Below are 13108 nucleotides of genomic sequence, written 5' to 3' on the forward strand. Positions count from 1 at the left end.
GCAGCCATAAGACAGCCGTTAACGGTACGGGGAGGCGCTTCGCCCGGGGCTTTCAAGCCCCGGGCCGCCGCCGCAGGGGCGGATTCAGCGCAGATCGAGCGTGAACGGGAACTCCCGGCTGGGCTGCGCCGGCGCCACGCGCATCTTGCCCGGGGTGTGGCCCATGCGGAAAAAGCGCGTGAGGCGGCGGCTTTCGGCCTCGTATGAATTGACCGGCAGCGTGTCATAACTGAGCCCGCCCGGATGCGCCACATGGTATTGACAACCGCCCAGCGAGCGTTCCATCCAGGTGTCGACGATGTCAAACGTGAGCGGCGCATGCACGCCGATGGAAGGGTGCAGGGCCGAAGGCGGGTTCCAGGCCTTGTAGCGCACACCGGCTACATATTCGCCGACGCGGCCGGTGCTTTGCAGCGGCAATGCCCGGCCGTTGACGGTGACGACATAGCGGTTGTCATTGAGGCCCGTCACATGCACTTCGACGCGCTCCAGCGATGAATCCACATAACGCACGGTACCGCCGGCCGAGCCTTCTTCGCCCATCACATGCCAGGGCTCCAGCGCACTGCGCAACGTCAGCTCAATGCTGTTGGACTTGACCTGCCCGATCAGCGGGAAGCGGAACTCGAAGTGAGGTTCGAACCATGCCATGTCGAAGCCGTAGCCGGCTTCGCGCAGCTCGGTCAGCACGTCTTCAAAATCCATGCGGATAAAGCCCGGCAGCAGGAAGCGGTCGTGCAGCTCGGTTCCCCAGCGCGTGACGCGGCCGTGGTAGGGCTTGTTCCAGAAGCGCGACACCAGCGCGCGCAGCAGTAGCTGCTGGGCAATGCTCATGCGCGCATGCGGCGGCATTTCAAACGCGCGCAGCTCCAGCAGGCCCAGGCGCCCGGTGGCGGAGTCGGGCGAGTACATCTTGTCGATGCAGAATTCGCTGCGGTGCGTGTTGCCGGTCACGTCGACCAGGATGTTGCGCAGCGTACGGTCCACCAGCCAGGGCGGCATGTCGGCACCGTATTTTTTGCGGTTGTTTTCGATCTCGCGCAGGGCGATTTCCAGTTCGTACAGCTGGTCGTTGCGGGCCTCGTCCACACGCGGTGCCTGGCTGGTCGGGCCGATGAACATGCCCGAGAAAAGATAGCTCAGCGACGGATGGTTGTGCCAGTAGGCGATCAGGCTGCCCAGTACCTCGGGCTTGCGCAGGAAGGGGCTGTCGGCGGGCGTCGCGCCGCCCAGCACGAAGTGGTTGCCGCCGCCGGTGCCGGTGTGGCGGCCGTCGGTCATGAATTTCTCGGCCGACAGGCGCGTTTCATGCGCGATCTTGTAGAGGAATTCAGTGTGCTCCACCAGCTCGCCCCAGTTGTAAGCCGGGTGGATGTTGACTTCAATGACGCCGGGGTCGGGCGTGACCTGCAGCATCTTCAGGCGCGGGTCGCGCGGTGGCGGGTAGCCTTCGAGCACGATGCTCACGCCCAGCGATTGCGCCGTTGCTTCCACCGCGGCCAACAGGTCGAGGTAGTCTTCGAGCCTTTCCATGGGCGGCATGAAGACGTAAATCGCACCGGTTTCGCCACGGCCCGACTTGTTGGCCTTGCTGTCCGGGTCGGCCTTGGGTTTGTCTTTCGGGCCGTTGGCGCGCTGCGGGTCGCGCACTTCCACACAGAGCGCGGTGCGCGTGAGCCATGCGGCCGATTCAAAGGGCTTGGGCGCGCGATCGTCTGCTGCGGTTGCGTCTTCTGCGGCAGGCGCACCGGCCGGTTTGCCGTCTGCGCCGCCGGCGCCGTTATTGCCCAGCGGGCGGAACTGAAGGATGCGGCTGGCTTGCGACAGCGCGGTATTGCCCGTCATGTAGCGCGCCATGTACTGCGCGAGCGAACTGGCGCTGCCGCCTGCCGATGCGGCCGCCGGTGTGGCGCCGCGGGCTGCGCTGAAGCTGCCGTTGTAGCGCGCCGCCAGTGCGGAAGCCGCCGGCAGGTCCTGTCGCGGGGCAAACGGATCGGACTCGATCATGTAAGGGTAGTCGGTCTTGGACACCCAGGGCACCGAATCCAGCGGCAGGCGGTAGCCCATGGGCGAGTCGCCCGGCATCAGGTACATGCGCTCTTCGCGGAAGAACCAGGGGCCGGTGGTCCATTTGGGCCCACTCAGCGCGGGCGAGGCGCCTGCGTTTCGTTGCTTGAGTTGCTCCTTGGTTTGCAGCGGCAGCACATAGCCCACGACGGAATCCAGGCCCTGCATGAAGACGCGGCGCAGGCGTTCGCGCTCCATGGCGTCGTCCAGCTTCGAATCAAATGGGTCGACATTGACTGGCAGCCGGCGTTCGCGCCAGAGGTAGTACCAGGTATCTTCATAGCCTGGCGTGATGTAGGTGGTGGCCAGGCCCAGCTTGCCCGCCAGTGTCTGCACAAAACGCTGCGCGTCGGCGCTGGTGTAGTTGCAGGGCTGGCGCTCGTCGGCGAAGAGGCTCGGGTTTTGCCAGATCGGCTGGCCGTCCTTGCGCCAGAAAATGCTGAGTGCCCAGCGCGGCAATTGCTCGCCCGGGTACCACTTGCCCTGGCCGAAATGCAGGAAGCCGCCTTCGCCATATTCGGCGCGCAGCTTTTGCACGAGTTCGGTCGCATAGCCGCGTTTGGTCGGGCCCAGCGCGTCGATGTTCCATTCGGCCGCGTCGCGGTCGGTGGTGGCCACAAAGGTCGGCTCGCCGCCCATGGTCAGGCGCACGTCGCCGGCCGCCAGGTCTTTGTCGACCTTTTCGCCGAGCGCCAGCACCTCCTGCCATTGCTCCTCGGTATAGGGCTTGGTCACGCGCGGCGATTCGTAAATGCGCTGCACCGCCATGTGGTGTTCGAACTCGACTTCGGATTTGTCGACGCCGCCTTCGACCGGCGCTGCGCTCGACGGCTCGGGCGTGCACGCCAGCGGAATGTGGCCTTCGCCGGCCATCAGTCCCGAGGTCGGGTCCAGGCCGACCCAGCCGGCACCGGGCAAAAACACCTCGCACCAAGCGTGCAGGTCGGTGAAGTCGGCTTCGGCGCCGCTGGGGCCGTCGATGGATTTGACGTCGGCTTTCAGCTGGATCAGATAGCCCGAGACAAAACGCGCGGCCAGTCCCATGTGCCGCAGCAGCTGCACCAGCAGCCAGCCGGTGTCGCGGCAGGAGCCGCAGGCCAGGCGCAGCGTTTCTTCGGGCGTTTGCACGCCGGGCTCCATGCGGATCGAATATTTGATGTCCGACTGCAGGCCCTGGTTCAGGCCCACCAGAAAGTCGATGGTGCGTTTGGGCGTACGGTCGATTTTTTCAAGGTAGCGCTTGAGCAGCGGCGTGGCCGGCTGGGTGGCCAGGTAGGGTGCCAGTTCGCGGGCCTGCAGTGCGTTATAGGTAAACGGGAATTCTTCGGCAGCCGGTTCCAGGAAGAAGTCAAACGGGTTGAACACCGCCATTTCCACCACCAGGTCCACCGTGACCTTGAACTCGCGTGTCGGCTCGGGAAACACCAGCCGGGCCTGGTAATTGGCAAACGGGTCCTGCTGCCAGTTGATGAAGTGGCCGGCGGGCTCAACCCTGAGGGAATACGACAGTACCTGTGTGCGGCTGTGCGGCGCAGGCCGCAGGCGCACGACCTGGGGGCCGAGTTTGACCAGGCGGTCGTATTTGTAATGCGTGATGTGGCTCAGGGCGACGTGGATGGACAAGGCAGCCTCGCTTTTAAAGGAACGGGCGTGTAATCACGCCCTCTGGAAAATACGTTCAACAGACCGCCACATCTTGCGGTCTCAGGAACGCCGTGTAAACAGCTTACCCGGATTTGGTGGCATTTCTGAAAGCAAGAGCTGCGCCACGTGGTCTCTTGAGTGTGAACCGGCTGTTTGGCGCTGTTTGTTGGCTATCTGCCGCGCTTTCCCGTTAAGCTCAAAGCGGTCAGTGCATAAAAACAGTTCAAAGGGGAGGCGGGTTTGAATCGACCTGTATCAGCCGGGGCACGGCTGTATGCGGCAAGCCCGGGGCCGGTGTTTGCCGGTTTTATTGCGGGTGTTGCCCTGCAGTTGCAGCAGCCCGTCTTGTGGCCACAACAGATTTATGCCGCCATGGCGCTGCTGGCCTGCACCCTGGCTGGCCTGTACCTGCGCTTTGGCAGGCTGCGTCTTCCTTCGTGGGGAAGGGTGGTTTCGGCCTTTGCCCTTGCTGCCTTGCTCGGTGTGGGCCTCACGGGCTGGCGTGCCGGCGTCTTCCTGACGGCGGCGCTCAATCCGGCGCTGGAGGGCCGCGATATCGAGGTCACAGGCCAGGTGCTGGCGATGCCGCAACCCGGAGAAGATGGCCTGCGCTTTCGCTTCGCGGTGGAATCTGCCCGCCTCAATGGCGGCACAGTCACCCTGCCGCCGCAAATCATGCTGGGCTGGTATTCGGGCTTTGCCGGGCGCGAGCCCGCCGTACCGGCGCAGGACGCCGACCCGTTCGAGATAGCACTGGCCTTGCAGCGCCAGCCGCAAGCCCTGCGCGCCGGAGAACGCTGGCAAATGACGGTGCGGCTCAAGGCGCCGCACGGCAACAGCAACCCGTTTGGTTTTGACTACGAACTCTGGCTGTGGGAGCAGGGCATACAGGCCACGGGCTATGTGCGTGCCGGCCCGCGCGACGCACCGCCGGCAAAACTCTCCAGCAGCTGGCAACACCCCATTGAGCAGGCCCGGCAGGCCGTGCGTGAAGCGATTTTTGGGCGCATTGAAAACCGGCAGCTGGCAGGCGTCATTGCCGCGCTGGTGGTCGGCGACCAGGCCGCCATCGAACGCGCCGACTGGGATGTGTTTCGTGCCACGGGCGTAGCTCACTTGATGAGTATTTCAGGCCTTCATATAACGATGTTTGCCTGGGCTGCCTCACTGCTGATCGGCGCGCTGTGGCGGCGATCAGCGCGTTTCACGCCGCGGTTGTGCCTGGTGTTGCCGGCAGCCGCTGCAGGTGCTTTGGGCGGCTTGCTGCTTGCCACCCTGTATGCATTGTTTTCCGGCTGGGGCGTGCCCGCGCAGCGAACCATCTGGATGCTGGCCACCGTGATCCTGCTTCGGCAAGGCGGCAGGCAGTGGCCCTGGCTGCAGACCTGGCTGCTGGCCATGGCCGTGGTGGTGGCGCTGGACCCATGGGCGTTGATGCAAGCCGGGTTCTGGTTGTCTTTCGTTGCGGTGGGTGTTTTGTTTGCTACAGATTCAGGAGCTGCTCGCGCTCATGGGGAAAGGGCTGCAGCCCAATTCGACTCAAAAAAACAACCTGAGGACGGGCACTGGTGGCAGCGCCGGCCCAGATGGCTGGACAGCGTTGGGCGTGCGATGCGGGAGCAATGGGTCGTCACGCTGGCGCTCACGCCCCTGTCGCTGCTGCTGTTCAACCAGGTTTCGCTGGTCGGCCTTCTGGCCAATGCCGTGGCCATTCCGGTGGTAACACTGGTCATCACGCCGCTGGCTTTGCTGGGCGTGGCGTGGGCGCCGGTGTGGTCGCTGGCGGCATGGTCGGTCGGCGGGCTGGCGATATTTTTGCAATGGCTGGCGAGCTGGCCGCTGGCCTCGGTCAGCGTGGCGGCGGCGCCGCTGTGGTGTGCTGTCGCCGGCGTTGCGGGCGGCGGCCTGTTGGCCACGCGCCTGCCGTTTTATTTTCGAGCGCTGGGCCTTCCCCTGTTGCTGCCGGTGCTGTTGTGGCAGCCGGTGCGCGTGGCGCCGGGGCAGTTTGAATTGCTTGCCGCGGACATCGGGCAAGGCAATTCCGTGCTGGTGCGTACGGCAAGCCACACGCTGCTGTATGACGCCGGCCCGCGCTTTTCGCGCGAAAGTGATGCCGGGCACCGCGTGCTGGTGCCGCTTCTGCGCGCGCTGGGCGAGCGGCTGGACATGCTCATGATCAGCCACCGGGACATCGACCACATCGGGGGCGCCCAAGCCGTCCTGGCCATGCAGCCAGAAGCCAGCCTGGTGAGTTCGATTGAAGACGCGCATCCGCTGCAAATGCAGCGCAAAGCCGGCCGCTGCGTGGCCGGCCAGCGCTGGGAATGGGACAGCGTGGCATTTGAGGTGCTGCACCCCGTAGCCGCCGATTACGACGCTGCCAGCAAGTCAAACGCCATGAGCTGCGTGTTGCGCATCTCCAGCAGCGTCCCTGGCGGCAGCCGCACAGCCCTGCTGGTCGGCGACATCGAATCGCCGCAGGAACTCCGGCTGGCAACCAGCGTGCCGGCCAGCCTCAAGGCTGACTTTCTGCTGGTACCCCACCACGGCAGCAAAACATCGTCCAGCGCGGTGTTCCTCGATGCCGTCAGGCCGCAGTGGGCGGTGGTGCAGTCGGGTTACCGAAACCGTTTTGGCCACCCGGTGGAGTCCGTGGTGGCGCGTTATGAGGAGCGCGGCGTACGCCTGGTGAAGTCGCCGCAGTGCGGGGCTGCCACCTGGCAAAGCCTTCGCCCCGGGGAGATTTTGTGCCAGCGGGAGCAGGGCAGGCGCTACTGGCATCATGTGCCTGAACGCTAAAAATATTGGCGGACGCACCGCCTTGGCGCATAACTTGCTAAGCTACGTTAAAACAATTGCCATGCGCATAACTTGCTGGAGATCAAGCCAATGAGCCGACCGATGTTCGACGAAATGAACGCCACGGAGTCCAGCGTCCGTGAGCATTACCAGGGTTACCAGCGTTGGCTGGCCCGGCAGCCTGCCGACGTGATGCAGGCCCGCCGCGCCGAAGCTGAAATGATTTTCCGCCGGGTCGGCATCACTTTTGCGGTTTACGGTGCCAAGGACGAAGACGGCGCCGGCACCGAACGCCTGATTCCCTTTGACCTGATTCCCCGCATCATTCCCGCCCACGAATGGGCCAGCATGGAAAAAGGCCTGGTACAACGCGTCACTGCGCTCAACCGCTTCATCCACGACGTGTACCACGGCCAGGAAATCATCAAGGCTGGCGTGGTGCCGTCTGAGCAAATTTTCCAGAATGCGCAATTCCGGCCCGAGATGATGGGCGTTGATGTGCCCGGCAATATCTATTCGCACATCAGCGGCATCGACATCGTCCGTGCACCCGATGCGCAGGGCAACGGTGAGTACTACGTGCTTGAAGACAACCTGCGCGTGCCCAGCGGCGTGAGCTACATGCTGGAAGACCGCAAGATGATGATGCGGCTCTTTCCCGAGCTTTTCAGCGAAAACCGCGTTGCGCCTGTTGCGCATTACCCCGACCTGCTGCTCGAAACCCTGCGCGGCATGGCGCCGCCGGCCACGGCCGAACCCACGGTGGTGGTGCTGACGCCCGGTATGTACAACTCGGCCTATTTTGAACACGCCTTCCTGGCGCAGCAAATGGGCGTCGAGCTGGTCGAAGGGCAGGACCTTTTCGTCAAGGACAACTTTGTCTACATGCGCACCACACGCGGCCCCAAGCGCGTCGACGTGATCTACCGCCGCGTGGACGACGACTTCCTCGACCCGCTGGCCTTCCGGCCGAATTCCACACTGGGGTGCGCCGGCCTGCTCAATGTGTACCGCAGCGGCAATGTCTCGCTGTGCAACGCCATCGGCACCGGCGTGGCGGACGACAAGTCGATCTACCCTTACGTGCCCAAGATGATCGAGTTCTACCTCGGCGAAAAGCCCATCCTGAAAAACGTGCCGACCTACATGTGCCGCAACAACGAGGATTTGCAATACACCCTGGCCAACCTGAAAGACCTGGTCGTCAAGGAAGTGCACGGCGCCGGCGGCTACGGCATGCTGGTGGGGCCAGCTGCCACCAAGGCCGAGATCGAAGAGTTCCGTGCGGCCTTGCTGGCCAATCCGTCGGGCTACATTGCGCAGCCCACCCTCAGCCTTTCAACCTGCCCCACGTATGTGGAAAGCGGCATTGCACCGCGCCATATCGACTTGCGGCCCTTTGTGCTGAGCGGTAAAGAAGTGCAGATGGTGCCGGGCGGCCTCACGCGCGTGGCGCTCAAAGACGGCTCGCTGGTGGTCAATTCGTCGCAGGGCGGCGGCACCAAAGACACCTGGATATTGCAGGACGGCTCGTCCATGCAGTACCAGTCCCAATCGCAGTCGCAATCCCGGGGAGGAATGTAATCATGTTGTCACGCACTGCAGACCACCTCTTCTGGATGTCGCGCTATACCGAGCGGGCGGAGAATACAGCGCGTATGCTGGATGTGAACTACCAGACCTCGTTGCTGCCGCAGTCCGATGCGCTGGTACAGGCCGGCTGGCAGGGCCTGCTCAGCATCAGTGAGCTCAAGCCTTCGTTTGCCGCCAAGTACGGCGACACCATCAACCCGCGCGACGTGATGGACTTCATGGTGCGCGACGAGAAAAACTCGTCCAGCATCATTTCATGCCTGCAGAACGCCCGTGAAAACGCCCGGGCTGTGCGCGGCACGCTGACCACCGAAGTATGGGAAACGCAGAACCAGACTTACCTCGAAGTCATCCGCATGCTGCGCAGCGGCGACTTCGAGCGCGACCCGGGCCAGTTCTTTGAATGGGTCAAGTTCCGTTCGCACCTGTCGCGCGGCGTGACCCTGGGCACCATGCTGCAGGACGAAGCCTTTCACTTCCTGCGGCTGGGCACCTTCCTCGAGCGCGCCGACAACACCGCGCGGCTGGTGGACGTGAAGTTTCACGCCGTGCAGAACGACTTCCTCGGCATGGCCGGTGAGAAAGACCAGGAATACGACTTCTACCACTGGAGCGCCATCCTGCGCAGCGTTTCGGGCTTTGAGGTCTACCGCAAGGTGTACCGCGACGTCATCAAACCCGAGCGCGTGGCCGAGCTGCTGATCCTGCGCGCCGACATGCCGCGCTCCCTGCTGGCCTGCCTGAACGAAGTCATGAGCAACCTTGCCATGGTGACCAGCGACACCAGCAGCGAAACCCAGCGCCGCGCCGGCAAATTGCGTGCCGACCTGCAGTACGCACGTATCGACGAAATCCTGGCAACGGGCCTGCATGCATTCCTCACGCAGTTCCTGGACCGCGTGAACGAGCTGGGCGCACACATCAGCCGAGAGTTTTTGGTGCCGGCCACCACTTGAAAGACGGTAACCCACCGGCCGCAGCGCCGGGCCAGCCAAGGCAAGCCCGGCGCCGCTGGAAGGCAGAGGCTTGATGAAACTGCACGTCAGACACATCACCGACTACCGGTACACGGAGCCGCTGCGTTACGCGTTGCAGACGCTGTGGCTCACGCCGCAGTCCAGCCCGGCGCAGACGGTGCATTTCTGGAGCCTGGGCGCGCCCGAAAAACTCTTTACCCAACGCGACGCCTTTGGCAACACCATCAGCTCCTACACCTTTGTGGGCAAGGATGCCGATAACGTGCGCTGGAGCCTGGTCAACGCGGCTGGTGATGTGGAAACCTTTGGCGTGGCTGAGTTCAACGACCCGGAAACCCTGCCGCATCCGTATTTTTTTCTGCGTGCCACGCATCTGGCTGAGCCGCATTGGGAGCTCGCCGAATTTGGCCGCCGCTTTATCCCGCAAAGCCTTGACGGCACCGCAAGCTTGCCGTCCCTGCTGGCATTGAGCCAGGGCGTGGCAGACGCTGTGGGCTACCTGAAAAACAGCACCAGCGTGACGACCACGGCGCTGGAAGCCTTCAAGTCCGGGGCAGGGGTCTGCCAGGACCAGGCCCACGTCATGGTCGCCATCTGCCGCAGCCTGGGCTACCCAGCGCGCTATGTCAGCGGCTACTTCTACGCCGCCAACGAGCCCGACCTTGCCAGCCACGCCTGGTGTGACGTATGCCTCGATGTGGCCACCCGCCGCTGGGTCAGCATCGACGTCACCCATAGCTGCCTGATCGACCAGCGCCACGTGCGCCTGGCCATGGGCACTGACTACAACGCCTGCCCCCCCATCAAGGGCGTGCGGCAGGGCGGCGGGGAAGAATCGATGACGGTGGAGATCACGATTCAGCCGGTGTGAGCCTGCCCGGGCCTGGATGGGCAGATGCACTGAGCGCAATGCGGAGGTAGATACCCGATCAGTCCATTTGATTGCTATTGTTTTCATAGCTGCTCGCGCCCGCTACTATTGGCCTGCAGACCTAAAATATGAATGAAAACAGGCCCAAAAGCGCTCTAAAACCCGTTTTAACGCCTCAATTGACCGCCCCGGAGGCGCAAAAGAGGCCTGCAGCGGCTCAAGTCGACTTTTTTAAGCATCAAAAGGGAATCCAGCCCAATCAAAGCAAGCGCCAGAAGCTATTGAATTGATAGCAATCCAGGCGAGCCATACAGCTGGCGGCCTGGCAGGACTTTGGTCAGCGTGATCGAAAAACCGCCACCGGCGACCAATACCGAACGGATATGTTGTATGCGTTATCTGGCTGTTGCCGCGGTGGCATCGAACAAAAACGTACCCCAGTACAGGTAAGTTTTCCCGGTGCTAAGGCTATAGTGCAAATACCGAACCCGCTCCCGGACCTGATCCAGCAAGCGGGCAGACTGCAGTGGAGGATTGCGGGGTTTCACGGAACTTTTATACCTGTATGAAATTACAGTGTATTTCTTTTAGGCCCAGCATGCAAGCGGCTTACAGGAGGTTTTAATGTCCAGATTAGATTGCAAGCGCCAGGTTATACCGCAGGTTTTGCGGCATACATTACGTTAGACCTCATGGCCCGATCTCAATCAAACGCTAGCGGGCCCGTCCCTGCGCGAGAGTTCCCCACCACGCAATTTCTTTGGGCATCAATAAGATGACTGTTCGACGACTAGAAGGCGAGTGCAACCACCCATACGATGCCACTGAGCGCATTCATTATGTTTGTACCTACCAGTTCAAAGCCATCGGCATCGTTTATGAAGTAAATGACTTGTTCGAAGGCAAGCTCACGCGCCTTGAGACCGGAGTCCTGACATGGGGAATCCATTCCTTTCCGCCACGTAGGCGACTTCATAAAATCATCCAGGAATGCATGGAAATTGTCAGCATGGAAAAGCTCTGGCTTGCCCGTCGTGAGGTCTAACATGCCAATCGACGCGGACACACAATATCACGAGGCGGCTTCGCCGCTAAGTGTTGTGCGCCGGTCATCTTCACGTTAGAGCGCACCATGGACATCGCCTTACTCGAATTCCTTTTCAAGAGCATCGGTGGCGGAGTTCTCTTCCTATGGGGCGTGTGGACCTGGCGGGAGACACATCGCGAGAAACTTGCGGCTATCGAGCGAGAGAACGAGCGCGCAGCACAGACTAGGCGCGTGGAATCAACAAGACCGTTCTTGGAAAGGCAGCTTGCTCTCTATTCAGAAGCTGCGAGAGTGTGTGCTCAAATTGCATCCTCACCACGGCCCGAAGCGGTCGCGCGTTTTTGGGAGCTCTATTGGGGAGAACTTGCTCTCGTTGAGAATAAGGAGGTAGAGGCGGCCATGGTTCAATTTGGTCAAGCGCTCCATTACATGCCGGACGACAGCTCCATACTGAAACACCGTGCTCTTGAGGTTGCAAAGGCATGCCGATTGTCGTTGGCTAGGTCTTGGGGCGTTGAGGCGTGGGTCTCACCAGACTCAGCATCGCTGCGAGTGGAAGAGGGTACGCGGTGATGCGCCCTAACCAGTCGATCGACACGGACGTCCTATCGGCTAGCTTCGCCAGCCTACTGTCCGCCGGTCATCTCAAACGTTAGGCGTGTATGAATAGTTCTAGTGTCACATGAGATCGGTCATTTCGTTCCTGCTCGTACTCGGATTCGTTTCCTCGTTTGGATTTTCGCCGAACGCCGATGCGGTCGAGTTTGTTGAGCCGACTCCGGAGCAAAAGGCGCGCTGCGAGGCCGTGGCAGACGAGCGACCCCGGCAACTCTGCCTCCAAGCGTACTCCGTCATGGGGTTGAAGTTTCCGGACACAGTGGAGGAATTTGGCTCCTTTACCAACGCTTCTCGGATGGCCATCTTCAAGCCGAAAGGCAATGGTCCGTTCCCCGCGCTGCTTCTATTGCACACGTGCGCGGCGGTCGATTTTGATCCCCAGCACATGCGTTACTGGGTGAGCCGGGCGCTGGAAGAGGGCTACGTCGCCTTCGTCGTGGATAGCTGGAAACAAAGAGGGATTCCCCAGGAGGGTACCTGCTTCGTCATTCGTCCGGGTTTCGCTCCTCTACCAGTCCGCGTTCGGGACGCCTATGAAGCGCTACGGCATCTGGGCAAGTTTGATTTCGTAGATACCTCCCGTGTCGCCGCGATGGGGTTTTCGCAGGGCGGACGGGTCGCGCATTTGCTTGCGAGCAAGGGAACCGCCGCGAGGTATTCCGTGCAGCGCTTCGCCGCCACCGTCGCGGTTTACGGCCAGTGCTTCAGCCGGGAATTCGGCGCGACGTTCGTGCTGCCGGACAGCGATGCGCCGCTCCTGTCACTCCTCGGCGAGCTGGATGAAGACGGCGACCCGCGGGAATGCCTGCCCCGACTTCAAAAGCTCCAGGAATCCGGCGCACCGGTCGAATGGCATGTGTTCCCTAATACCGGCCACGCTTGGGACCAACCCAAATCCAGCCCGCCCCGGCGCGTCCGTCAGATTGGAAGTTCCCCCGAGGGGGTGCTCTTCGCTTACGACGCCAAGGTCGCGGACGAGTCGCGCAAACGGGTTTTCGAGTTTCTTGCCCGCCACCTCAAGGCACGTGACGGCGGCGTAGGCCCTCCGAAATGAAGGCGAATGTGAGAATTCTTCGTGTTCGCGGAGGATAGAAACGTCACGCCTAACCGCCGCATCCACGCCGACGCGCGCAACAGCGGCGCGCGCGGGTGATGCGGAACGTTAAATGGCAACCTCGCAAGTTCAAACGCTCCCGCGATTTCGGTTCCGCGTCAGCACGGCCCTCGTGTGTTTCGGTCTGATTTTCTTGCCGTGGTCGGCGTATTTCTTTGACCGCCCAAACTTTCTGGACGACAAAGGGTTCGCCGCTGCAACCTTCAATTTCATCGTCTATCATTTTTCTGCGGAGGTCCTGTTTTTGGGCTTTGTCGTTGCCTTCGGATCGTTTTTCTGGTTTGCATACAAGCGGCATTGGCGCGCGGTATTTCAGTTTTTTCTAGAAATGGTGGTGTGTGTTGGTGCAGTCATTCTTCTTCCTGCCTACTGAGCCA

General features: G+C 61.8%; 8 protein-coding genes and 1 pseudogene. 6 read left to right on the plus strand and 3 right to left on the minus strand.

All coding sequences use genetic code 11. The features are described from left to right. Nucleotides 1–84: 84 nt before the first annotated feature. Together AC1DVV_RS03810 and AC1DVV_RS03815 are read right to left on the minus strand one after the other, a co-directional pair. On the minus strand, nucleotides 85–2940 hold the full coding sequence (locus AC1DVV_RS03810) for a transglutaminase family protein (protein ID WP_477689140.1): 2856 nt from the start codon (nucleotides 2938–2940) through the stop codon (nucleotides 85–87). A gap of 72 nt (nucleotides 2941–3012) precedes the next feature. Continuing rightward, nucleotides 3013–3615 (minus strand): annotated as a pseudogene (locus tag AC1DVV_RS03815) (transglutaminase family protein); the annotation flags it as partial. A gap of 336 nt (nucleotides 3616–3951) precedes the next feature. Here AC1DVV_RS03815 and AC1DVV_RS03820 point away from each other — a divergent pair. The 4 genes from AC1DVV_RS03820 (at nucleotide 3952) to AC1DVV_RS03835 (ending at nucleotide 9951) form a co-directional block, all read left to right on the plus strand. After that, the gene (locus tag AC1DVV_RS03820; RefSeq protein ID WP_477701703.1) at nucleotides 3952–6510 is read left to right on the plus strand and encodes a DNA internalization-related competence protein ComEC/Rec2; all 2559 of its coding nucleotides are present in this window, start codon (nucleotides 3952–3954) and stop codon (nucleotides 6508–6510) included. A 90-nt stretch (nucleotides 6511–6600) separates the two neighbouring features. Beyond that, a complete protein-coding gene (locus tag AC1DVV_RS03825; RefSeq protein ID WP_457278909.1) occupies nucleotides 6601–8094 on the plus strand; it encodes a circularly permuted type 2 ATP-grasp protein in 1494 nt (497 codons plus the stop codon). A gap of 2 nt (nucleotides 8095–8096) precedes the next feature. Continuing rightward, complete coding sequence (locus AC1DVV_RS03830) at nucleotides 8097–9059, plus strand: alpha-E domain-containing protein (RefSeq protein ID WP_457278908.1); 963 nt, start codon at nucleotides 8097–8099, stop codon at nucleotides 9057–9059. Nucleotides 9060–9132: 73 nt separating this feature from the next. Then, nucleotides 9133–9951 carry a transglutaminase family protein gene (locus AC1DVV_RS03835; protein WP_457278907.1) on the plus strand — a complete coding sequence of 273 codons (819 nt, stop codon included), beginning with the start codon at nucleotides 9133–9135 and terminating at the stop codon, nucleotides 9949–9951. 790 nt (nucleotides 9952–10741) lie between these two features. Here AC1DVV_RS03835 and AC1DVV_RS03840 read toward each other — a convergent pair. After that, the gene (locus tag AC1DVV_RS03840; protein ID WP_457280218.1) at nucleotides 10742–10999 is read right to left on the minus strand and encodes a hypothetical protein; all 258 of its coding nucleotides are present in this window, start codon (nucleotides 10997–10999) and stop codon (nucleotides 10742–10744) included. A gap of 682 nt (nucleotides 11000–11681) precedes the next feature. Between AC1DVV_RS03840 and AC1DVV_RS03845 the strand changes: the two genes are divergently transcribed. After that, nucleotides 11682–12671: a dienelactone hydrolase family protein gene (locus tag AC1DVV_RS03845; RefSeq protein WP_457278906.1), complete on the plus strand. Its 990-nt coding sequence runs from the start codon at nucleotides 11682–11684 to the stop codon at nucleotides 12669–12671. A gap of 112 nt (nucleotides 12672–12783) precedes the next feature. Further along, the gene (locus AC1DVV_RS03850; protein ID WP_477667455.1) at nucleotides 12784–13104 is read left to right on the plus strand and encodes a hypothetical protein; all 321 of its coding nucleotides are present in this window, start codon (nucleotides 12784–12786) and stop codon (nucleotides 13102–13104) included. The last annotated feature ends 4 nt before the right edge of the window (nucleotides 13105–13108 follow it).

Source organism: Polaromonas sp. P3_B4 (assembly GCF_056402835.1).

What these genes read in the sequence shown, in the direction of transcription:
- AC1DVV_RS03810 (WP_477689140.1), bottom strand. Translation starts at nt 2,940, where the DNA reads ATGGCCGGCGAAGGCCACATTCCGCTGGCGTGCACGCCCGAGCCGTCG.
- AC1DVV_RS03825 (WP_457278909.1), top strand. Translation starts at nt 6,601, where the DNA reads ATGAGCCGACCGATGTTCGACGAAATGAACGCCACGGAGTCCAGCGTC.
- AC1DVV_RS03830 (WP_457278908.1), top strand. Translation starts at nt 8,097, where the DNA reads ATGTTGTCACGCACTGCAGACCACCTCTTCTGGATGTCGCGCTATACC.
- AC1DVV_RS03835 (WP_457278907.1), top strand. Translation starts at nt 9,133, where the DNA reads ATGAAACTGCACGTCAGACACATCACCGACTACCGGTACACGGAGCCG.
- AC1DVV_RS03840 (WP_457280218.1), bottom strand. Translation starts at nt 10,999, where the DNA reads ATGTTAGACCTCACGACGGGCAAGCCAGAGCTTTTCCATGCTGACAAT.
- AC1DVV_RS03845 (WP_457278906.1), top strand. Translation starts at nt 11,682, where the DNA reads ATGAGATCGGTCATTTCGTTCCTGCTCGTACTCGGATTCGTTTCCTCG.
- AC1DVV_RS03850 (WP_477667455.1), top strand. Translation starts at nt 12,784, where the DNA reads ATGGCAACCTCGCAAGTTCAAACGCTCCCGCGATTTCGGTTCCGCGTC.